The 21,660-nt window shown below is 60.0% G+C and carries 16 protein-coding genes; 2 read left to right on the top strand and 14 right to left on the bottom strand.

Going from position 1 to position 21,660, the window contains the following annotated elements; genetic code table 11:
- The 3 genes from KVT38_RS14745 to KVT38_RS14735 form a co-directional block, all read right to left on the bottom strand.
- Window positions 1-805: Gfo/Idh/MocA family protein (locus KVT38_RS14745; RefSeq protein ID WP_217594483.1), on the bottom strand; the 805-nt coding region annotated here is incomplete at its 3' end.
- On the bottom strand, window positions 802-1,965 hold the full coding sequence (locus tag KVT38_RS14740; RefSeq protein ID WP_217594482.1) for a Gfo/Idh/MocA family protein: 1,164 nt from the start codon (window positions 1,963-1,965) through the stop codon (window positions 802-804). The genes KVT38_RS14740 and KVT38_RS14745, both read right to left, overlap by 4 nt.
- A 32-nt stretch (window positions 1,966-1,997) precedes the next feature.
- A complete protein-coding gene (locus tag KVT38_RS14735) occupies window positions 1,998-2,756 on the bottom strand; it encodes a sugar phosphate isomerase/epimerase family protein (protein ID WP_217594481.1) in 759 nt (252 codons plus the stop codon).
- A 147-nt stretch (window positions 2,757-2,903) separates the two neighbouring features.
- Here KVT38_RS14735 and KVT38_RS14730 point away from each other — a divergent pair, with 147 nt between their 5' ends.
- Window positions 2,904-3,788 (top strand): helix-turn-helix domain-containing protein, encoded by an 885-nt coding sequence (locus KVT38_RS14730; protein ID WP_217594480.1) that lies wholly within the window; start codon window positions 2,904-2,906, stop codon window positions 3,786-3,788.
- 153 nt (window positions 3,789-3,941) lie between these two features.
- On the opposite strand, the gene KVT38_RS14725 is transcribed toward KVT38_RS14730, so the two are convergent.
- Both KVT38_RS14725 and KVT38_RS14720 read right to left on the bottom strand, forming a co-directional pair.
- A complete protein-coding gene (locus tag KVT38_RS14725) occupies window positions 3,942-5,057 on the bottom strand; it encodes a glucuronyl esterase domain-containing protein (protein ID WP_217594479.1) in 1,116 nt (371 codons plus the stop codon).
- A gap of 123 nt (window positions 5,058-5,180) precedes the next feature.
- Complete coding sequence (locus KVT38_RS14720; protein ID WP_217594478.1) at window positions 5,181-7,253, bottom strand: beta-galactosidase; 2,073 nt, start codon at window positions 7,251-7,253, stop codon at window positions 5,181-5,183.
- Window positions 7,254-7,401: 148 nt separating this feature from the next.
- On the opposite strand from KVT38_RS14720, the gene KVT38_RS14715 reads away from it, so the two are divergent.
- Window positions 7,402-8,241, top strand: a complete 840-nt coding sequence (locus KVT38_RS14715; protein WP_217594477.1) for an AraC family transcriptional regulator — start codon at window positions 7,402-7,404, stop codon at window positions 8,239-8,241.
- 6 nt (window positions 8,242-8,247) lie between these two features.
- On the opposite strand, the gene KVT38_RS14710 is transcribed toward KVT38_RS14715, so the two are convergent.
- From KVT38_RS14710 to KVT38_RS14670, 9 genes are all read right to left on the bottom strand, one after another.
- The gene (locus tag KVT38_RS14710; RefSeq protein ID WP_217594476.1) at window positions 8,248-9,552 is read right to left on the bottom strand and encodes an FAD-binding protein; all 1,305 of its coding nucleotides are present in this window, start codon (window positions 9,550-9,552) and stop codon (window positions 8,248-8,250) included.
- 213 nt (window positions 9,553-9,765) lie between these two features.
- Window positions 9,766-10,536 carry a YheC/YheD family protein gene (locus KVT38_RS14705; protein WP_217594475.1) on the bottom strand — a complete coding sequence of 257 codons (771 nt, stop codon included), beginning with the start codon at window positions 10,534-10,536 and terminating at the stop codon, window positions 9,766-9,768.
- A gap of 123 nt (window positions 10,537-10,659) precedes the next feature.
- Window positions 10,660-12,561 carry a PAS domain S-box protein gene (locus tag KVT38_RS14700; protein WP_217594474.1) on the bottom strand — a complete coding sequence of 634 codons (1,902 nt, stop codon included), beginning with the start codon at window positions 12,559-12,561 and terminating at the stop codon, window positions 10,660-10,662.
- Between the two features lie 174 nt (window positions 12,562-12,735).
- Window positions 12,736-14,256 carry a malate:quinone oxidoreductase gene (locus KVT38_RS14695; RefSeq protein ID WP_217594473.1) on the bottom strand — a complete coding sequence of 507 codons (1,521 nt, stop codon included), beginning with the start codon at window positions 14,254-14,256 and terminating at the stop codon, window positions 12,736-12,738.
- 332 nt (window positions 14,257-14,588) lie between these two features.
- The gene (locus tag KVT38_RS14690) at window positions 14,589-15,557 is read right to left on the bottom strand and encodes an alginate lyase family protein (protein ID WP_217594472.1); all 969 of its coding nucleotides are present in this window, start codon (window positions 15,555-15,557) and stop codon (window positions 14,589-14,591) included.
- A gap of 131 nt (window positions 15,558-15,688) precedes the next feature.
- Complete coding sequence (locus KVT38_RS14685; protein ID WP_217594471.1) at window positions 15,689-18,016, bottom strand: AraC family transcriptional regulator; 2,328 nt, start codon at window positions 18,014-18,016, stop codon at window positions 15,689-15,691.
- A 72-nt stretch (window positions 18,017-18,088) separates the two neighbouring features.
- The gene (locus KVT38_RS14680; RefSeq protein ID WP_217594470.1) at window positions 18,089-19,627 is read right to left on the bottom strand and encodes an ABC transporter substrate-binding protein; all 1,539 of its coding nucleotides are present in this window, start codon (window positions 19,625-19,627) and stop codon (window positions 18,089-18,091) included.
- Between the two features lie 101 nt (window positions 19,628-19,728).
- Entirely contained in the window at window positions 19,729-20,679 is a 951-nt protein-coding gene (locus tag KVT38_RS14675; RefSeq protein WP_254639233.1) for a carbohydrate ABC transporter permease, read from the bottom strand.
- Between the two features lie 15 nt (window positions 20,680-20,694).
- Entirely contained in the window at window positions 20,695-21,609 is a 915-nt protein-coding gene (locus KVT38_RS14670; RefSeq protein WP_217594469.1) for an ABC transporter permease, read from the bottom strand.
- Window positions 21,610-21,660 lie beyond the last annotated feature (51 nt).

Genomic DNA, 21,660 nt, shown 5'->3' with positions numbered 1-21,660 from the left:
AGGTGCCGTGGCCGTCCGGCGTCAGCCAGTCGACGCGGAAGTACTGCGTGGCCCCGTTATCCCCGACGAGTGTCGCATCGCCGAAATCCTCCAACTCCGGGTATTCCGGGTTCGCGTAATTCGACACCTTGCTCTGCAGCACTTTCGCGTCGGCGCAGCCGGCATAATGCAAAAATTGCTCGATTTGATGGCTGCCGATGTCGCACAGAATGCCGCCGTACTTTTCCTTTTGGAAAAACCATTCCGGCCGGCTCGGCGCATTCAGCCGATGCGGACCGAGCCCGATCACCTGGATCACGCGTCCGATCGCGCCGTCCCGCACGAGCTGTCCCGCGTAGACGGCCGCTTCGGAGTGAATGCGTTCGCTGTAATAGACCATATATTTGCGTCCGGTTTCCGCCGCTTTTTGCCGAGCGGAAGCCAGCTGCTCAAGCGTCGTGAAGGGCGTCTTGTCCGTGAAGTAGTCCTTGCCGGCGTCCATGACGCGCAGTCCGAGCGCGCACCGCTCGGAAGGCACGGCCGCCGCCGCGACGAGCCCGATCTCCGGGTCGTCCAAAATCTCGGACTCGCTGTCCGCGATCCGAACGCCGGGAAACGACTTTGCAAAGCGCTCGGCCTTCTCCCGGTCGCGGTCGTACACCCACTTCAGCGTCGCGCCGGCCTCCGTCAATCCGTTCGCCATGCCGTAAATATGGCCGTGGTCGAGGGCCATCGCCGCGAACGCGAATTCGCCCGGCGAGACGACGGGACTCGGCTTCCCTTTCGGCGCATAGTTCATGCCGTCGCTTTTTTGCGTTTCGCTCATGATCCGTAGCTCCCTTCCGTGCTGAACACCGCGCCGCTCCCCGTCTTATGCCGCGATGCGGCCGCGCGCTTGTTCAGCTCCGCGAGGAACAGATCCTCGTCGGGCGGCATGTCGATCGTGCGCCCCTGCCAGCTGGACAGATGCATCGCGTTGGACAGCTCGAGGCTGCGAATGCCCTCCGCCCCGTCCGCCGTGAGCGGCGTGCCGTTCAGGATACGTCCCGCGAAGGCGGCGATGACGCCGAGATGCTGCGAGTTTTCACCCTCCGTCTCAATCTCCTGCACCGCCCAGGACGGGCGCTCGAAGCCGCCGACCGTCTTGTCGAAGCAGAATTCGCGCTCGTTGCGGTCGAGCTTGTAGAGCGTAAGCTTGTCGTTCTCGCAGACGAGCTTGCCCCACTCGAGCGTGATCTCGAGCCGGTTCGTCCCCGGGCAATCCGCCGTGCTCGTCACGAATACGCCGGTCGCGCCGTTCTCGAACTCGAGATAGGCGGTGACGTCGTCTTCGACTTCGATATCGTGCCATTTGCCGTTATGGCAGAAGGCGCGGACGCGACTCGGCATGCCGCAAATCCACTGCAGCAGGTCCAGGTTGTGCGGACACTGGTTGAGCAGCACCCCGCCCCCTTCGCCGGCCCAGGTCGCCCGCCAGCTCCCCGAATCGTAATACACCTGCGTCCGGTACCAGTCCGTAATAATCCAGTTGACGCGTTTGATCGCGCCCAGCTCGCCGCCGTTCACAAGCTCGTGCATTTTACGGTAAACGGGGTTCGTCCGCTGGTTGAACATCATCGCGAACACGACGCCGGTCGCCTTGGCCCGCTCGTTCATCTCCCGCACCTGCTTGGCGTATACACCCGCCGGCTTCTCGCACAGCACGTGCAGGCCGCGCTCGAACGCCTTGATCGAGAGCTCCGGATGCTCGTAATGCGGCGTCGCGATCAGCACGGCGTCGCACAGCCCGCTGTCCATAAGCGCCTCAGGGGAATCGAACAGCGCGGTCTGCGCGGGCAGGTACACTTTGGCCTGCGCGAGCCGATCCGGTTCGCGCTCGGCGACCGCGGTAAGCAGCACTTCGGGCACGGCGCCCGCCACAATTTTTTTCGCATGCGAGGATCCCATGTTCCCCATGCCGATGATGCCGAGCTTCAGTTGGTTCATCTCTTGAACGCTCCCTTATCCGGTATTGGCCGTCAGCGATAGCCGAGTGCCGCGAGATTGCGATAGCTGGTGTCCAGGCAATCGAACGGACTGCCCTCGCACGTATCCTGTTCGACCAGCAAATACTCGGTCGTACCCGCCCGCTCGATCGCATCCAGGATCGCGGGAAAGTTCATGTTGCCCGCCATGACCGGCGCCATGACTTGCTCCATGCCGCGCACGTCCATGTCCTTGAGGTGGACGCAATGGATGCGGTCGGCGAGCTTCCCGATCCATTCGACGACGTCGGCGCCGGCAGCCTGCACCCAATAAGTATCGAGCGTGATACCCATCTCCTGCGGCGAGAAGTCTTCGACCAGCCGTTCGATCAGCCGCTTGCCGCCGATTTTTTGCCATTCGAAGTTGTGGTTGTGATACATGAACAGCTTGCCGGCGTCGGCAAGCTCGGCCGCAGCCTTGCGGAAGTCCGGAGCGAAGTATTCGTACCATTCCGCCGTCCGATATTTCTCCGCAAGCCCGCCGAGACCGATATATTTGCAACCTAAAATATCGTGCTCCCGAATGAGTGCCGCGGTGTCGTTCAGCAAGCGGTCAGCGCTTACATGCGTCAGCGCGATCGTGAGGCCCAGCTCGTCGCAAACGCTCCTCAGCGTCTCCGGAGCGATGCTGCCCATCGCAGACACCTGGATCGATGTATACCCGATTTTTGCTATCCGCTCTAGCGATCTGCGAATGTCGGCCTCCGTCTGGAGATAAGATCTTACGGTATACAGCTGCGCGCCCAGCTTCATGGCTTCCACTTCCTCCTCGTATTTACTGCCGGATTTGTGCTACCTTTAAGTATAGTGAATCGAGGCCCGGCAGCTATTGTGAAAAGCACGACTGAAATTGCAAATCTAGCGGTTTTGAAATCCCTTTCGAAAAGGACGGCGCGAGTCATGGGAAATTTAACGCAGCTGCACACAAAATACATTTACTTTCATCACGGCCTGGACAGATGCAAAACCGACGCTTACGCGCTGCATTGCCATCCCCATTACGAGCTCTATTATTTTGTCGAAGGGGAGGCGAGCTACCTCGTCGAAGGCGTCAACTATGTACCGCAGCCAAACAGTCTGCTGTTGATTTCTCCCAACGTATTTCACGGCGCCAGGGTGGAGAGCGATCGTCCCTACGAGCGCTTCGCGGTACACTTCGAGGCCGCCATGCTGCGGCCCGAGGAACGCGACTTGCTGCTGTCGCCGTTCCACGATGCCGCCGGCCCCGAAGACATTTATTTTACCGATGCCGACCGGTTCGGCCTCAAGGACTACGTCGAGCAGCTCGTCGCTTGCGCCGGGATGAGCGAAGACATCCGTGACCTGTCGCTGCGCATCCGGCTTGGCGCGCTGCTGTCGCAGCTGCTCCATATGCGCAGGACGATCCAACGTGCCGAGGGAGAGGAGCGTCCGAGGCAGACCGTCGAACGAATCATCGGCTATCTGAACGCCCATATCGCCGAGGACATCTCGCTTGACGAGCTGTCCGCCCGTTTTTTCGTCAGCAAGCATCATTTGAACAAAATATTCCGCAAGGCGACCGGCACGACCGTCGGCAACTACGTCATCCATAAACGCGTCGCGCTCGCCAGGCAGCTTATGATGCAGGGCGAGACCGCAAGCGCCGCTTCTTTAAGCGCGGGCTTCGGCCACTACTCCTCCTTCTTTCGGGCCTATCGCAATATATACGGGCACGCCCCGACCGAGCGCGGAACGATGCCGACGGACGACGAAGGGCGAACCGCCGGCGCGACATCGGACGATAGGGCAATTTCGCTCATTTGAAAGATATCCCCTTCGTTCAGGAAAGCGACTACGCAATCGGACCGCGCCCTCTCTTCGACCGCAGATTGAGCGATTGGGACGTCACCTGTTTGAAGGGGATATCGTTAAAACGGCGAATCGGACCCATTATGACGAAAAATCAAGCCCGGACTTTCAGAATCGCTTCAAAGCGCCGGCATCCGCGAAGTCCATAAATCTGTCCCAATCGTAGTCCGTCAAATCATGGACGCCGCTGCGCAGATGATAGCCCATCCGTTCCCCGATCAGCGGCGACTCGGGCGCAGGGAACGAAGACTCCCCTAATCCGTTGTAGCCGTATAGGCGATAGACGGGAGCCGCTTCGACGAGCGACGCAAACTCCGACGCGGGATCCGCCCACTGATCCTGAACCGCGCTCGCGACGTACACGTAGCGCGGCGCGATGGCCGCAATCAGCATATGCTGGTCGACAGGCAGCGCGTCCTCCCGGCCGTTAAACGATTTATAATTGCCGTTGAACCAGTGCGGGAACTGATCGTTAATCGCCTGGATCGTCTCGCCGCGCTTGCCTCTCGACAGCGCGGCCCCCGTGCTGCCCGATTCGTTGCTGACGACCAGCGCGAAGCGTTCGTCGAGGGCGCCGGCCCAAAGCGCCGTTTTGCCGCCCCGGGAATGTCCGACGACGGCAACCCGGCCGGCATCGAGATCGGCATCCGTCTCCAAATAATCCATCGCGCGGCTCGCCGCCCACGCCCAGGCCGCGATCGTCGCCCAAGCGTCTTGCGGACGCTCGCCGTCGTACCGATCGAAGATGCCGTGCACGCCGTCTTTAAAGCCGTCGTCCACATCGGGATCCGCCTCCTCGACGTCGAATGCCGCCGCCGCATAGCCGCGGGCGACGATCCGTTCCGCAGGCCAGAAGGCAGCGGCGGCGCGCCGATCCGGATCGGTCGTCAAGGCTTCCCGATTGTTGATGAACAGAAATACCGGAACAGGGCCTTTTTGCCCACTCGGGATGAATAGCAGCAGGCGAATTTTCCCGGTCCCTCCCGGTCCTTCAAAGCGCATATCGACCTGCTTGCGGACCACCGCGCCGTTCATCGCGCCGGGCGTGACGACCGTCTCGAAAGTCAGGGATGCCGGCCGGCCCACCGGCGCTCTGCCGTATACGTGCGTGCGGAACAGCTCCAAAATCTCGGGTCTCCTTGCGCTTCGCCAAGCTTCGACCGTCTCGATCGCGTTTCCGTTCAAGCCTCTGAGCACATCGGGCAGTCCGCGCTCATTCGTCATCTCGTCCGCCTCCATCCTCTCCAGAATGTGTAAACCGGCACCAAAGCCCATTTTATAATAGCGCTTTCTTGAGAAAAATTAAAATCGCTTCCCCTGATAGGGAAGCGATCCCGGCTCTTGCTCTTATTCGGACTTCCGGATCAGTACACGCACGCCGTTCTGCGCCAGGCTCAGTTCGTTGCCGGTTACCGGCTCCCCGGTCTCGGCGTCCCGGTAGCTCAGGCCGTCCAGCTTGACGTTTTGCGACTCGCCGCTGTAATTTTGCACGAACACGTAGTCGGCCTCGCCATCCGTGCGGACATGTGCCGTCACGCCGTGCGGCAGATCCGACGCGATCGCTCTTGGCAGCGACAGCGCGCCGGCGAGCTTGGCATACAGCTCGCCCAAAAGCGCGGCGTCCGCCCGGGTCGCGAGATAGTAGGCTCGGCCGCTGCCAAGCGCGTTCACCGTAAGCGCCGGTCGTCCCGCGTAGAAGTCGTCGCGGTACGTCGCCAGCGCCGTCGCCCCCTCCAGGTGCACGAGCTCGCACAGCTCCCGCGATGCGTACGTCTGCTCGAGACCAAGCGCGTTGCCGGGGACCGGGACGAGCGCATTGCGCTCGTCGTCGTACAGCGCGTCGATCTCCTCCGCCCAGATGCCGAGCGTCCTGCGCAGCGGCCCGGGGAAGCCGCCGAGATGGCACAGGTCATGCTCGTCGACGACGCCGCTCCAATAGGTGGCCACGAGCGTGCCGCCCCCTTCGACGAAGCGCTCCAGCCGTTCGCCCGCCGAGGCGCGGCACAGGTACATCATCGGTGCCGCGATCAGATCGTAACGGGACAGATCCCGGTCCTCCTCGGAGCCGATGATGTCGACCTGGATGCCGAGCGACCATAGCACCCGGTAGTGCTCCATCAGCGTATCTTCGTAGTGGACGCCCGCATTGCGCGGTCCCTGCGAGTCGCCCACCGCCCAACGGTTGTCCCAGTCGGTCAGCAGCGCGGCTTTGGCGACCACGCCGGTCCCCGCCGCGTCCGCGATGCGCTTCAGCGTCTCGCCGAGCTCCGCCACGTCGGAGAAAACCCGCGTATGCTCGTGCCCGACGTGGTCGACGACCGCGCCGTGCAGCTTTTCGCTCGAGCCCCGGCTTTTGCGCCACTGGAAGTACTGCACCGAATCGGAGCCGTGGGCGACGGCCTGCAAGGAAGCCAGCTTGTGCATGCCGGGCTTCTTCAGCTTGCTGATCGGCTGCCAGTTGGTCATGCTCGGCGTGCTCTCCATGAGCAGGAAGGGCTTGTCCTTCAGCGAGCGGAACAAATCGTGATTAAACGCGAACCACGCCGCGACTTCGATGTCGTCCCGCGCACCGTGCCACTTCGGGTATGCGTCCCAGGATACGACGTCGAGAATGTCGGCGAACTTGCGGTAATCGAGCCCTTCGTACCCCTCCATCAGGTTGGTCGTAACGGGCAGGTCCGGGTTGTACGGTCGCACCGCCGCGATCTCGTGCGCGCAGAAGTCGACGGTCCGGGCGGTGACGAAGCGCTTCCAGTCGAGATTCTGTCCGTGAACCATATTCTCGCCGCGCGGCGACGGCGACTCGACCTGCGACCAGCTCGTATACGTATGCGCCCAGAAGGACGTCCACCAGGCGGCGTTCAGCGCGTCCAGCGTGCCGTATTCGGCCCGCAGCCATTCGCGAAACGCTTCCTGGCAATAATCGCAATGACAATCGCCGCCGTACTCGTTGGAAATATGCCAGCCGACGACCGCGGGATGCCGGGCGTACCGCTCCGCCAGCTTGCCGTTTACGATCGCGGTTTTCTCACGGTAAACCGGCGAGCTGTAGCAGTGATTGTGGCGGAAGCCGTGCAGGTTGCGCACCCGCTGGGCGTTGACGCGCAGCACCTCCGGATAGTGCTCGGACATCCATGCCGGACGCGCGCCGCTCGGCGTCGCGAGCCAGGCATAGATGCCGTTCGCCTCGAACCGCTCCAGCACGCGGTCCAGCCAGCCGAATTCGAACCGGCCCTCTTCGGGCTCGATCGCCGCCCATGCGAAGATGCCGACTGCCATCACGTTGCAGCCGGCCAGCTTCATGAGCCGGATATCCTCCTCGAGCACCCGCTCATCGTGCTGCCATTGGTCGGGGTTGTAATCCGCCCCGTGCATGAATCCTTGAATTTTGCCGCTCACCGGCGCGTATCGCTTCGCCATCCCGATTCTCTCCTTCGCGCTTGTGCTTGCACGCTCATTGCTAACGCCTTAAAACTAAACTATAGTCTGATTGTAGTCGCGGATCGTGTATAATCGTTAGCACAATGCACGTTAAAATAAGCACAAAATGAAGAAAGAGGCGAAATGAATGCAGCTCCCGTTCCGGCTGTCCCCGTCCGTTCGCCGCGAGCGGCTCCCGGTGAGCCTGTATTGCGTAGGCGCGCACGCCCAGCATCCGGTCTCCCGTCCGGCCGGTTTTCCGGTCATGCAGTGCTTTGTGTCCTTCGAAGGCCGAGGCCGCTTCGAATTTGCCGACGGGGATCGGCTGTCGATCGAAGCGGGCCAGGCGCTGCTGATCGCCGCCGACGAAGCGCATCGCTACGAGCCGATTCCCGAACAGCCCTGGCTGCTCGGCTTCGTCGGCTTCGAAGGGCCCTGCGCCGCGGGCATCGCCGAAGCATGCGGCCTGCCCTTGGGAAAGGCGCTCTCGCTCAAAGATACGGCAGCGCCGGCCGCAAGCATCCGGGCGCTGTGGCAGCTCGCAGGGCGAGCCGACCCTGACGCCGCGCACCTGCTGTCGGCGCGTCTCTACGAGCTGCTGGTGCTGCTCGGCTCGCTCGCCGAGGGACCGGCGGCTCCCGCCGCCCCGCCCCGCGCGCGCCTGTCCGACGCCGCGCTCGAGCGCGCCGTCCATTACCTGCACGAGCATTTCGCCGAGCCGCTCGTCATGTCCAACGTCGCCGGTGCTGTCGGCTATTCGGTCCAGCATTTCCAGCGCCTGTTCCGCGAGGCGTACGGACAGCCGCCGCTGGCGTATCTTCGCCGCATCCGGCTCCATCAGGCCGCGGTATGGCTGGAGGAGGATCCGCGCACCCCGGTGTCGGAGCTGGCCGGCAAGGTCGGCATGGACCCCAACTATTTCATCCGCTCGTTCAAGCAAGCCTACGGCGTGCCGCCCGGCCGCTATCGTAAGGACAAAAAGCCTTAATCAGCCCTAATCCAGATCCAGCGCAGCGGTACGATCGTCTCCCGTCAGATAAAGCTCCGTATATTCGTTGCGGAACTTGCCGGACGGATCGAGCCGCGCGATCAGCCGCTCGAAATCCTGCAGCTTGGCGTAGCGGGAGCGCAGCCGGGCCGGCGGCATAACGAACAGCTTGGCCCAGTGCGGGCGGACCTGATAGGGCTCGAGCGCTTCCTCGATCAGGGGCAGCACCCGGGAGACGGCCGCCTGATCGGGCTTCCACGTAAAATGAATGCCGACCGAATCCCGTCCGTAGCATGGACTCATCCACAGCTCATCCGCGGCGATCGAGCGAACCTCGCAAATATACAATAACGGCGCGATCTGCGTCCGCAGCCGCTCGATGGCGCGCAGCGCGTCGTACGCGTTCGCGCGAGGAACGAAATACTCGCTCTGCAGCTCCTCGCCCGCGCTCGGCGTGAAGTTCATGCGAAAATGCGGCAGACGCTCGTACCATTTTCCGACGATGCCGAGCTGCTCGCTGCAAGGGTCCGCCGGCATGCCCGGTACCGGATGCTTGCGTTCGGTCGCGCGGCTCGCGCCGTAGAACGCCGGCTCCGCCGGTTGTTGCACGCCGTCCTCTGCCTTTTGTTTCAACCAAACCTGGTTAAACGCCGCCTGGCGCCAATCCGTGAACAGGCTGACGCTGTACCCCGCCGAATAGATCGCTTCAAAATGGTCCTCAAGCGCCGCGAGCGGCAGGTTTTCGTAGACGGTCTGGTGCATGTCGAAGGCCGGCACGACGTTTAGGGTGACCGCGGTTACGATGCCGAGACAGCCGAGCCCGACGGCTGCGCCTTCCAGCAGTCCTTCTCCGTCGTCGCGCGAGATCGCGATTTTGTCCCCGCTCGCCGTCACGATTTCCAGCGCGTGCACCGACGTCGCCAGGTTGCCGATTCGGTCGCCCGAGCCGTGCGTCGCGGTCGCGCAGGCGCCCGCCACCGTAATATGCGGCAGCGAAGCCAGGTTGGGCAGCGCATAGCCGCGCTCATCCAGGAAGGCGCACAATTCGCCGTAACGGATGCCCCCCTCGACCGTCACCCTGCCGTTCACGCTATCAAGCGCGACGACCCGGTTCAACCGCTCCAACGACAGCATCGTGCCCTCGGTATCCGCGATCCCGTTAAACGAATGACGCGAGCCGAGCGCCTTTACGCGACGGCTGCCCGCCACCCGTTCCTGAATCTCCTCGACGCCGGCCGGAATGACGAGCTCCGAGGCCCGATATCGGTAATTGCCTGCCCAGTTGCGGTCGTAGGCCCGATCATTTTGCATACATGCGTCCACACCTTTCGATTCGATAAAAATTCGAATAATACGCTTTCACTCTTTAACATAACACGATTAGGCGCCGTCCGCTAAGCCCCGTCTGCTCGGCTTCATGGGGTCGCGCAAAAAGACGCTTGACGCGGACAAAGCCGGTTCAAGCGTCTTCGGTCGACGAAGGATGCCGCTCTCTCGAGCGTAGTTTCCGCAAGCTGCGATCGATCAGGAACGTTTGCGAGAAGCTTTGCGAACCACCGGCGAGCTTGCCTTTGACAGCCGGCTGTAAGCCATGATCTTGCGATACATGCGTTTGTCGGACAGCGTGTTAAAGATGGATCGGTCCGGACGAGAGTTGACCTCGATGATCCAGGGCTTCAGCGACCGGTCGATGCCGATGTCGACGCCATAGGCGCGGAATCGAGGGAAATAGCCGCTCAGATGGCGGCTTACGCGCAACGCAAGCCCTTCGAGCTGCCCCCTGTAGCCCCTGTGCCGGGCAGATGAAACGGCAGTCGAGAGCAGCGTATCGGCCGGCATCGGCTTGCCGCCGTTGTGATAGTTGGTCACGATCTTGTTCGGCATGGCAAGCCGCCCGACGATGCCTGTCGCCTCCCAGGCTCCCTTCGGATTCCGCTGGACCATGACCCGCAGATCGAACGGCCGGCGTTTGTAGCGAAGCAGCGGAATCCCCATTTGCACCAAGTACGTCTTGTTCGCCCGCGCCTTGTTGAAAGCGGCATAAGCCTGCTCCAGCTTTGGATAGAAGCGGCTCCGGGTGCCGTGTCTGAGCTGGTACCCGCCCTTGAACCTGGACAGTTTAAAAATGCCGTAGCCGCCGGTGCCATGACTCGGTTTGATATAAACGGCAGAATAGCGTCGCAACATATCCCGAACGGTCTTCAGGGAAGCGAGCGCGGTCGGAGGCAGATGACGCGCCGTCGTCCGATCCTTGCGCATCAGCCTGTATTTGCCCAGCTTGTTGTTCCCGTGCATGATCGTCCCCCGTCTCTTCGCATTGGCCCCCTTCCCTATATATGCGAAGGCGAGCCCGATCACCTATGCGAATGACGGCGTATGGCCCGGAGAATACGGAATCGCTTGTTCGAAATGAACGACTTAAACTGCCTTGTTCATATACTGGCCCAAAATTTGCAAAATCACTTCGCGCTTCACCGGCTTGCTCACGTATTCGTCCATGCCCGCCGCCAGGCACATTTCCCGATCGCCCTTCAGCGCGTTCGCGGTCACCGCGACGATCCGCGGGCACCGGCCGGGCGCCGAACGCGCCTTGATCTCGCGCGCCGCGTCCAGGCCATTGACGGCCGGCATTTGAATATCCATGAAAATAAAGTCGAAGGATTCGCGAAGCGCGGCCTCGATAACCTCCTTGCCGTCGCTGGCCACCGAAACGCGATGGCCCATTTTTTCGAGCATCTTTTTGAGCACGAGCGTATTGATCGGATTGTCTTCGCCGATCAATATTTTCGCTTGTTCGAAGGTCGCGTCCTTCTTGTCGGCGACTTCCGGGGCCATCTGCTCGGCAGTCGGCTCATGCAGCTGGATCGTGAATTGAAAGGCGGAGCCGCTCGCGCCGTCGCTCTCCGCGCGAATCTCCCCGCCCATCAGCTCGACGATGCGCCTGCTGATCGATAGGCCGAGGCCCGTGCCTTCGTGCTTGCGCATCATAAAGCTGTCGATCTGCGAGAAGGGCTCGAAGATGTCCTCCAGTCGCTCCGGCGGGATGCCGATGCCCGTATCCGCTACGGTGAACGCCAGCATCGGCGTCTTGCCTTTTATTTTTTTGACGGCGATCGATACTTTGCCGCTTGGCGTGAACTTGACGGCATTGCCGAGCAGGTTGAGCAGCACTTGCTTCAATCGGTCGGCATCGCCGTAAATGTAATCGGGAACGTCGTGATGGATGGCGTACGACAGCTCGAGATTTTTTTCGTCCGCTTTGGCGGAGACGACCGACATGCTGTCCTTAATGCACCTGCGCAAATCGAACGTCGTCTCCTGCAGCTCGCTTCTGCCTGCCTCGATCTTCGACAGATCGAGGTTGTCGTTGATGATGGCGAGCAGCGCTTCGCCGCTTTTGCGGATAATATCGACGTACGTCTTGCTTTCCTCGTCGAGCTCCGAATCGAGCAGAAGGTCGGTCATGCCGATGACCCCATTCATAGGCGTACGGATCTCATGACTCATTATGGCGAGAAATTCGCTTTTCGCCTTGTTGGTCGCTTCCGCCATTTCTTTGGCCAGCACGAGCCTTTTTTGCTCCGAGATGTCCTTGCAAATCAAATAAAAGCCGATATTGCGGTTGTTGACGAAAATCGGAGCGATGCTCGTGATCACTTCGACGATCTCTCCGTCTTTGGTGACCAGCGTGTCGATGTTTTGCTCGATGGTGCTGTCATGCAGCGCATCCGCTAATATACGGTCCACGTTCGGCTGGCCGATAATGTTGGCGAGCTCCATCCCGATGAGCTCCTCGGCGATGCAGTAGCCCGTGAGCTTTTCGGCCACGGCGTTTCCGTTGATGACGCGCCCTTGCAGATCAAAGGAGATTACCGCATCATGGTTGTATTTTTTAAGCGACGTATATCGCTCGACGGACTCCTGGAGCTGAATCTCGGACAATTTCTGCTTCGAGATGTCGATGATCTGCACGATATAATAAAGCGGTTTGCCCTCGTCGCTGCGGAATAGACGCACGGACAACATCGTCCAGAGCGTCGAGCCGTCTTTTCGAAAAAACCGCTTTTCCATCTGCCACTCGACCTCGGTCTCCCCCATTACCGTCTTCAGCTCGTCGATGGAATGAATCGGATCGTCGGGATGCGAGAAGCAACCGAAATATTGCCCGTCGAACTCTTCCTTGCTATAGCCGAAAATCCGCTCCATCGCCGGATTCACGGTTAAAAAAAGCCCCTTCGGATCGATGAGTCCGACGCCGAAGGAAGCGTATTGAAACACTTGACCGTTGAAGGAATTCTGATCTAAGTTGACACGATGCATAGTTTACCTCCAAGTGTGTGCGTTCTGCCGTTGCAAATAGCATGCGGGCATAACTTCAAGAAACGTTACCCGTTCAGGCTTTTTTTGAAACTAAACAAAAAAGGCCGCGGGCATCCGGGTACAGGAGACCCGAATGCGCGCTACCGATAGATAACAAGCGGTTAAACGGTTATATTAAGAAACGGGTTGTCCGGCCGCCTTCTGATACGACTTGACGGGGCTTAAGCGGAGCGACTGCGCGGTCGATGCCTGGATCTCGCGTAGCAGCTCCGGATTTTTAAGCAATGAAGCGCCGTAGGACGGAATCATTTCTTTTAACTTGGGCTCCCAAGCCTGCATTTGCTTCGGGAAGCACCTTTTGATGACGTTCAACATGACCGAGACGGCCGTGGATGCGCCGGGGGACGCGCCAAGCAGCGCGGCGACCGAGCCGTCGGCTGCCGTCACGACCTCGGTGCCGAACTGCAGCGTGCCTTTGCCGCCGGCAGCCGTATCCTTGATAACCTGCACGCGCTGGCCGGCTACGACCAGGTCCCAATCCTCGCTCTTCGCGTCCGGCAAGAACTCGCGGAGCTCCTCCATGCGCTGTTCCTTGGACAGCATCACCTGCTGGATCAGGTATTTGGTGAGCGACATGTTTTTGGCGCCGGCTGCCATCATGGTGACGAGATTGTGCGGCTTGACCGACGTGATCAGATCGAACATCGAGCCGGTCTTCAGGAACTTCGGCGAGAAGCCGGCGAACGGTCCGAACAGAAGCGACTTCTTGTTGTCGATGAAGCGGGTGTCCAGATGCGGCACCGACATCGGAGGCGCGCCGACCTTCGCCTTGCCATACACCTTGGCGTGATGCCTGGCGATGACGTCCGGATTGTTGCACGACATGAACAGGCCGCTGACCGGGAATCCGCCGATATGCTTGCCTTCCGGAATGCCAGTCTTTTGCAGCAGGTGCAGACTGCCGCCGCCGCCGCCGATGAAGACGAACTTCGCGGCGTGGCGCTCGACGCCACCGCCTTCGGCGCGCACCTTCAGCTCCCAAGCGCCGTCACGGGTACGCCGGATATCGTCCACTTTATGCTTGTACTTGATCTCGACGCCGTTATTCTTCAGATGCTCGAACAGCATGCGCGTCAAAGCGCCGAAGTTCACGTCCGTTCCGGCTTCGACCTTGGTGGCGGCGATCGGCTCGCTTCCGCTCCGGTTTTTCATGATGAGCGGAATCCATTCCTTGAGCTTGGCGTGGTCCTCCGTGTACTCCATGCCGTCGAACAATGGATTGGCCGACAACGCTTCGTACCGTTTTTTCAAAAAGGACACGTCCTTTTGACCGTGTACGAGACTCATATGCGGAAGAGGCATAATAAAATCCTGCGGATTGCGGATCAGCTTGCGCTCGACAAGATAGGACCAGAACTGCATCGAATCCTGGAACTGCTCGTTGATGCTGATCGCCTTGCTGATATCGATCGAGCCATCCGGCTTCTCGACGGTATAGTTGAGCTCGCACAGCGCCGCGTGCCCCGTACCGGCGTTGTTCCATTCGCCCGAGCTCTCCTCGCCCGGGCCGGCCAGCTTTTCAAGGACGGTGATCTTCCAGTTCGGGGCCAGTTCCTTCAGCATAGCGCCGGGCGTCGCGCTCATGATGCCCGCACCGATCAAGATTACGTCTGCACTCGTTTGTCCGTTGCTCATTATGACCATCCTTATATTGTAAAATTTGCTCGAATTTTTTATCCGGGTCCGATTAACCTTATCTATTTTAACACTATTGCCACCCGACTTTAATAAATATTTACTATAGAGATGATCGATATAAGTTATTCGCCAAAACTGCTTTTTTTCTGGCGAAATCAAAAACGGATTCGCTTTCGAAACCGGACATGCCGATGGGCTCATGCCTATTTTTATCGCACAAAAAACCGTACTTTCCGCAAAAGGAAGCCGGATGCCTTCCATTTTACGAAAGTACGGTCTGGTTTGTGTGTAAAAGGTTCGCCGCCGAGCGGCGATGCCTCATCCACGCTTCAAACGGAGAGCGACGGGTAGTTCCAGGCATACGATTGGAAATAGCCGCTGCTCGCATTGCGATGTCCCTTCACCGGCCGATAGGGTGCTGCGAAGCGCGCATAGGCTTCGTCCCCGTATACGATCGCCATCGCCTCGAACAGGTCGACCGGCCACGTATCCGCGCCAAGCGGAGCCGGAACGTACTGCGCCTCCTCGCCGAACGGCCATTCGCCGGCGCTGCCATCCGCGTAGCGAAGCAGCGTGTCGAGTGCGCGCTTGATGCTTTTGCCGCCGGGCGATGTCCAGCGGAACAGGTCCTCGCCGGTCGCGTCCAGCACGAGCTTCGCCGCGGCCGTCATCGGCGCCAGGGCGAAGTAATGATACCACATGGCGTTCGCCCCCCTGGCCGCTTCCTCCGGCAGGAAGCCGTCGGCCGCAATCGCATGGTCGATGTGCAGCTTCAATGCCTCGGCGGCGCCGGCGAATGCCGCTTCGTCCCCTGTGAACCGATGGAGCGCGAGGCGAGCGTATAAGCTCCAATCCCACCAATTGTTGCGCCCTTCGATCCGTTCCCAGGCGGGCAGGCATACGCGGGTCAGCCAGCCTGCGAACCGTGCTCTCGCCTCGTCGCTCCAGCCCTCGAACGGCTTGAGCCAGATCGCCGCGCGCAGGAAGCCGACGCCGAGATAGGCCGACACGAGCGGTCCGTCGTGGCCGCCGATCTCCCGGTTCACGGTCGCCCAGCCGTCGAGCAGCTCGATCGCCTTGCGCGCATATTCGCTCTCCCCGGTGACCCTGTACGCCAGCGCGGTCGCATAGGCGGCCTGCGCATCGGGCTCCATTCGTTTTTTCTCGGTCAAATGGCCTTCGCGATCGTAATAGTAGCCGGGAATCGACCACACGGGGACCGCGCTGCAAGCCGTCTTCAGGCTGGCCTGTGCTTCGCGAAGCAGCGCTTCGACCGCGGGCTCGGGGAACGTCTTCATGGCGGGTCAATCTTCCTTTCCGCAAACCTCTTTTGTTGCATCATAGCGTTCCTATTTTCGGTTGAACATGCACGGAATATCCTGGGCATATCCGTTATTTCATTCGTGGCGGTCGGTCGAATCGAACGACGCTAGGACAAGCTCTTTTTCAAACGGTATTCGCGCGGCGTCGTGCCGAATTTCTTTTTGAACGAACGGAAGAAGTGGCTCTGGTTGCTGAAGCCGGTCTGCTCCATGATCTCGTTGACCGTGAAGCTGCCCTTTTCGAGGAGCTGCATCGTCTGTTCCAGCCGAACTTCGTTAATGTAGTCCGCAAGCGAAAGGCCTTCCGCTTTTTTAAACAGCCGCCCGACGTAAACCGAAGACATCTTGAGCATGTCGGCCACGCTCTGCAGGCTTAAGTTGAGATCCTTGTAATTCGCCCGGACGATCTCCTTGATCGTCTCGATCATGAAGCTGTTCGCGTCCGAATCGCGCGCTTCCTGCCGGAAGGAGCAGAGCTCGCGCAGCGTACGCGCGAACGCGTGCTTGGCGTCCTCCAGCGTCTCCTGCTCAAGCACTGTCGTATGAAACCGGTACAGGTCGTGGGAGATCGGCTTCAGCTTGTTGGCGTTCGTCTCGGACACCGTCCGCTTGATAACGATGGCCAAATACGAAAGTGCATGAATGCAATCGTCGTACGACGTCTCGGCGACGAGCTCGAATATTCGCTCGAGCGCCGCGTCGGCGGCGTCGGGATGGCCCGCCCGGATCGCTTCGACCAGCTTGCGCTCCAGATCGGAGGGAATCGTCGCGTCGCCTCCGCCGCCTTCAGGCTGATGCGCCATATCCGGCGTCAGGATCGCTCCTCTGCCGTAAAACCATTTGTAGAGCGACAGATTAAGCGTCCTCGCGTAAGCGGCCGACAGCTCCCGGCAGTCGTCGACCGGCTCGCCGACGGCAACCGAGAACGTCAGCCGGTAGTAATCCCCGACGACACGCTGCACTTCCTCGAGCAGCGCCGTCAGGCGGCCGTAGCCGGGTTCGCCGCGCTGGACGAGCAAGACGAGATGGTCGGGCTTCAGGTCGACGACTTCGATCGCATACTCGCGGGATACGATCTCTTCGGCGATGTTCGAGATTGCGTAGTGGTAGAGACGAAGGTCGTCCGGCCCGCGCTTCAGAAGCGAAGATACGTCGTCGATGCGCGCGACGCAAATCGCGTAACCGCCCGAGGCGTCGACCGCCAGGCCGTTGTCCTTCGCTTCCTTGGCCCACTGCTCCGGCGACCGAAGTTCGCTCTCCTGGACGAGCTGACGCAGCGTGAACCTTTTCAAAATCCAGCGGTTCTCCGTCAAATTCGAGTCCGCGCGCTTGACCCTGTCGGCCATATGGCCGTACAAGCCGGACAGGAACGACATCTCGTCCTGCGTCGGCGCCTCGCGCACCATCGCGTCCGGCGTATTGGAAACGACGGAACGGAACAGCTGCTCGACCGGACGGTAAAGCCGCTTCGAGACGACGACTGCGACGCAGAGCGCCAGCACGAGGAAAAGCACGGTGAGCAGGAGCGTCGTGTACCGCAGCCGCTGAACCTGTCCCACGACCTCGCCGTAAGGCTGGGTGTAGATGAGCGTCCAATCCTGCAAGCCCGCCGGCATGTACGTGACGAACTGCTTGCGCCCGCCCGTCTTGATGACGCGGTAGCCGCCCGTCTCCTCCCCTGCCGCCTGCGGGCCGAGCCGCTCCGCCAAACGGGCGACCTCGGGTTCCCGTTCGTTGTCCGCGCCGAGGATGACGCCCGCGCCGTCCATCAGGTACGCTTGGCCCGACCGTCCGCCGTCCTCCTGCGCGATCAGGGCCAGATTATCGAAAAGCCATGTCGACTTTACGTTCAAAATCAAGGCGTCGTCGAGCCCTTCCTTGGTGCTCGGATCGAACAGAATATAGCTGAAAAAATCGACTTTGCCCAGCCGTGTGCCGGCCTCGTTCAGGTCGATCGGCAGCAGGCGCAGCTTGGGCGTGCGCCGGGAATCGGTCAACAGCGCGGCGAATTTCTTTTCGTAAGGCGCTTTGAACGCCCGCACGTTGCCGTTGCCGATATAAAACCGCTTCATGTTCCCGTTGTAGACGAATATCGATTGAAGGAAAGACGACGTGCCGACGAACGTATCGAGCGCCGCGATCCGCTGGTACATGAAGTCGTCGTCGGTTTTGGCGTAGCGCAATATTTTAACGTCGTTGTTCTGGTAGAGCGTCTGGGCCGTGTCGGCGACGATCTCGTTCATCTGGGCGACATTGTAGCGGATCTGGGCGAGCGCTTTGGCGTTCGCGCGCTGCTGCACGCGCAGCACGGTTCGCTCGGAGGTGTACATGATCGAAAAAGCCGCCGTCAGAAGCAGCACGACGGTGAGCAGGGTCACGGACAGCCAGATCCGCTGCAAGTATTTTCTGGATCGAATCGCCGGAAACAAGGACATCAGCTTCACCCGCATCGTGGATTAATGGCCTTGAAGGACCGCCCCCGGGCGGGAGCGGTCCAGTTAAGGCGCTTATTTTTTGCCGTTGGCTTTTGCCCATTCGTCGATTTGCCTTTGCTTTTCTTTGAGCACCGTCTCGGCGCCGACCTTCTTCATTTTCTCGATGAACATCGGCAAGTATTTGTCCGGCTCGATCGTGCCGGTCTCAAGCCCCGGGCTGTACTCCTTGAACAGCGCGTCCATGTTTGCCATCTCGGCCTTGACGTTTTCGCTGTTGAAGTTGAAGCCGCTCAGCGCCGGCACGGTCGCTTCCTCGTTCAGCTTCTTGACCCGCTCCCACGTATCCGCCGGCTGGCCCTCGAGCAGGTAGCCGTTCGTGACGTTGCCGAAGATCCAGCCGGCATTGTTGGAATAGCCGCCGTTGTCGATAATCTTAATCGTGTTGTCGCCGACCTTCGTATAGTGCTTGCCCTCGATGCCGAACGTGAGCAGGTTAAAGAGATCGGCGTTCGTGTTCAGCAGCTCGAGCAGCATGAGCGCCCGGTCCGCGTGCTTCGAATTGTAGTTGATCGCGTTCATCGTCGGCGTGACGCCCGTGAACGTCGGCTCGGCGATCGGCACGTAGACGACCTCGTTGCCGCCGAAGTCGGCTTTGCGGCCCGCTTCGCTGCCCGGGGCGAGGGTAAAGTCCTGGACGGCGGCGACGTTGCCGGAGGCGAGCAGCGGCTTCAGGTCGCTGACCGTGGCGGCGTCCGCGTTCGTATAGCCTTTGTCGTGCCAGCTTTTCATCAGCTTGACATGGGTCTTGTATTCGTCGGTCTGGAGCAGGTCGATGGCGGTGAGCGGGTCGCTCAGCCGGTAGTCGACGCCGCCGAGCCATTGCATGCCGTATGCTTCGCTTAGTCTCGTCTGGTCCTTGTTCATCGCGAACGGAATGATGCCGGGATCGTTCTGCTTGATCTGGGCGAGCAGCGGCTCGAGGTCGGCGTATGTCTTGACTTTGCTCGTATCGAAATTGTATTTGTCGACGAAGCGCTTCTGGATGACGAAGCCCGGCGTCTTCGTGAACGTCTGAAAGTTTGGAATCGCATACAATTTCCCTTTGACCTTGACGTCGTTCCAGGCGACCTGGGAGAAGCTCGCCTTGATCGTCGGCGCGTATTTGTCCAGCATCTCGTCGGTAATCTCCATGAACGCGCCTTTGTTGACGTTGTCTCCGTATTTGAACAGCCAGCTGGAGGTCCAGACGAGATCGTATTCGTCGTTCGCAGCCACGATCGTATTCAGCTTGTTCTCGTAATCGCCGCCGTCGATCGGCACGAGCTCGACCGTTGTGTTGATCAACTTCTTGGTCATCTCGTTGAAGGCTTCGGCTACCGCCTGCTGGTCCTGCGGAATGCCGAACTGGACGTAATACCACTTGAGCTTGACGGGCTCGAGCGCCGCGGCGTCCGTGCCCGAAGGCGCAGCCGAAGCCGTCTCCGATGCGGTCGCGGAAGGCGAAGCCGGCGCGGACGAAGCCGCCTCGTTTCCTCCATTGTTGTTGCCGCAGCCGGCAAGCGCCAGTCCGAGCGACAATGCCGCCGTCAACCCCGTACGCCATCTTTTCATTTTCAAACAACCTCCCTGTTCTTTTTTATTATGTTGGACGGCGGCGGCGAGAACAAGCGTTTTTTGGGCCTGTCCCGCCCCGCGGATTCCCGCTTGAAAAGTCAGCCTTTGAGCGAGCCGAGCGTCAGGCCGGAGACGAAGTAACGCTGGAAAAACGGAAAGACGCAAAGCATCGGACCCGCAGCTAAAATGGCCATCGCCATCCGCACGCTGTACTTGGGCAGCTGCCCGACGTCGATGCCGAGCTGCTTGACGAACTCTGTATTGGCCGTCAAGTATTCGATCGTGCTCAGCATTCGGACGAGCAGCAGCTGCAGCGTCGCCAGATTCGGCTTGTCGATGAACAACATCGCGTTGAACCACTCGTTCCAATAGTTGAATGCGATCGTCAGCCCCAGCGTGGTAAGCGCCGGTGTGGACAGCGGCAGCACCATCGTGAAGAAAATTCGCATCTCGCTCGAACCGTCGACCTTGGCGGACTCGATCATCTCGAACGGAATCTTCGACATGAAGCCCTTCATGACCATGATGTGGAACGGACTCAGCAGTCCGGGGATAATGACGGCGAGCAGACTGTCCTTCAAATGCAAATACTGCGTCATTAATATATAGAAGGGAACGAGTCCGCCGCCGAACAGCATCGTAAAAAACACATAAAATGTCGCCTGGCGGTTAAACCGGTAATCCGAACGCGACAGCACCCAGCCCGTCATCGCCGTCAGCAGCAAACCGGCCGCGGTCCCGACGACCGTGACGACGATCGTGACGCCGTACGCCCGCAGCAGAATCTTGGGCGATTGGAACACGAGGCGGTACGCGCCGAGCGACCACCGTTCGGGAATGAATTGATAGCCGTGGCGGAGAATCGAATCCTCCGAAGAAAAACTGGAGACGACGACAAGCAGAAACGGCACGAAGATGCATGCCGAGACGACGATGAAAAGCGCGTTGATCATCCACCGGTAAATCGGGCGGGAATCGAGCGCCTTGGACCTCGCGGCCGGAAGCTCGGGCGCGGCGCCGGCGGTTGCGGTTGCTTGGATCGTGGACATGCGGGCTCCTCCCGTTTACCAAAGTGAATTTTCTTCGTTAAGCTTGCGGACGACCAGGTTGGCGAACAGCACGAGCGCGAGGCCGACGACCGATTGAAAGAAGCCGACCGCCGCCGACATCGAGATGTCGCCAATCGTGCGCAGCGCGCGGAATACGTACGTGTCGATGATATCCGTCGTCGAATAGATGAGACCCGTATTGTTCGGGATGAAATAATGAAGGCCGAAGTCGCCCCTGAACATGCCGCCGATGGACAAGATGAGCAGGATGGTGACGAGCGGCGCCAGCAGCGGGATCGTTATTTTCAGCGCCATCTGCAGCTTGTTCGCCCCGTCGATTCTCGCAGCCTCGTAATAGCTCTGGTCGATGCCCATGATGCCCGCGTAATACAGCAGCACGTTGAAGCCGACCGCTTTCCACAAATGCACCAGATTGAGAATGATCGGCCAGTATTCGGCCCCGAAGTACCATTCGACCGGCTGCAGGCCCGCGCTTTTCAGCATGGCGTTCAGGAAGCCGTTCTGATGGTCGAGGAACGCGTTCGAGATGTACGAGACGAGCACCCAGGAGAGAAAGTAAGGCAGGAACATGATCGTCTGGTGAATCTTGATCCAGCGCCTCGTCAGCTCGTTCAACAGAATCGCGAGCGCCAGGGAGACGACCAGCGTGAGGACGATGTAGCTGAAGCTGTACAGGATCGTGTTGCGGGTCACGCGCCAGGCGGTGTCGCTGGCGAAGAAAAACTTGAGATTGTCGAAGCCGACCCATTCGCTGCCGAAGATTCCCTTGCGCAGGTTGTAATCTTTGAAGGCGATGACGATGCCGACCATCGGAATGTAGGACATGACGAGGAAAAAGAGAAAGCCCGGCAGGAACAGCACGCTTAACTCTCCGTTTTTCCCTCGCAGGAAAGACCATCTTCTTCTCATTGCTGCGGTCACCTCGGTTCGATGTGCGAAATCGCTGCGTCTGTCTGATGC

Source organism: Cohnella sp. GbtcB17, assembly GCF_019091135.1.
GTDB lineage: Bacteria > Bacillota > Bacilli > Paenibacillales > Paenibacillaceae > Cohnella.
The sequence above is the reverse complement of the archived record's forward strand: the minus strand, read 5'-3'. Positions and strand labels throughout refer to the sequence as shown.

What these genes read in the sequence shown, in the direction of transcription:
- KVT38_RS14675 (WP_254639233.1), bottom strand. Translation starts at nt 20,679, where the DNA reads ATGTCCACGATCCAAGCAACCGCAACCGCCGGCGCCGCGCCCGAGCTT.
- KVT38_RS14680 (WP_217594470.1), bottom strand. Translation starts at nt 19,627, where the DNA reads ATGAAAAGATGGCGTACGGGGTTGACGGCGGCATTGTCGCTCGGACTG.
- KVT38_RS14705 (WP_217594475.1), bottom strand. Translation starts at nt 10,536, where the DNA reads ATGCACGGGAACAACAAGCTGGGCAAATACAGGCTGATGCGCAAGGAT.
- KVT38_RS14700 (WP_217594474.1), bottom strand. Translation starts at nt 12,561, where the DNA reads ATGCATCGTGTCAACTTAGATCAGAATTCCTTCAACGGTCAAGTGTTT.
- KVT38_RS14715 (WP_217594477.1), top strand. Translation starts at nt 7,402, where the DNA reads ATGCAGCTCCCGTTCCGGCTGTCCCCGTCCGTTCGCCGCGAGCGGCTC.
- KVT38_RS14740 (WP_217594482.1), bottom strand. Translation starts at nt 1,965, where the DNA reads ATGAACCAACTGAAGCTCGGCATCATCGGCATGGGGAACATGGGATCC.
- KVT38_RS14730 (WP_217594480.1), top strand. Translation starts at nt 2,904, where the DNA reads ATGGGAAATTTAACGCAGCTGCACACAAAATACATTTACTTTCATCAC.
- KVT38_RS14735 (WP_217594481.1), bottom strand. Translation starts at nt 2,756, where the DNA reads ATGAAGCTGGGCGCGCAGCTGTATACCGTAAGATCTTATCTCCAGACG.
- KVT38_RS14725 (WP_217594479.1), bottom strand. Translation starts at nt 5,057, where the DNA reads ATGACGAATGAGCGCGGACTGCCCGATGTGCTCAGAGGCTTGAACGGA.
- KVT38_RS14690 (WP_217594472.1), bottom strand. Translation starts at nt 15,557, where the DNA reads ATGAAGACGTTCCCCGAGCCCGCGGTCGAAGCGCTGCTTCGCGAAGCA.
- KVT38_RS14710 (WP_217594476.1), bottom strand. Translation starts at nt 9,552, where the DNA reads ATGCAAAATGATCGGGCCTACGACCGCAACTGGGCAGGCAATTACCGA.
- KVT38_RS14695 (WP_217594473.1), bottom strand. Translation starts at nt 14,256, where the DNA reads ATGAGCAACGGACAAACGAGTGCAGACGTAATCTTGATCGGTGCGGGC.
- KVT38_RS14685 (WP_217594471.1), bottom strand. Translation starts at nt 18,016, where the DNA reads ATGTCCTTGTTTCCGGCGATTCGATCCAGAAAATACTTGCAGCGGATC.
- KVT38_RS14720 (WP_217594478.1), bottom strand. Translation starts at nt 7,253, where the DNA reads ATGGCGAAGCGATACGCGCCGGTGAGCGGCAAAATTCAAGGATTCATG.
- KVT38_RS14670 (WP_217594469.1), bottom strand. Translation starts at nt 21,609, where the DNA reads ATGAGAAGAAGATGGTCTTTCCTGCGAGGGAAAAACGGAGAGTTAAGC.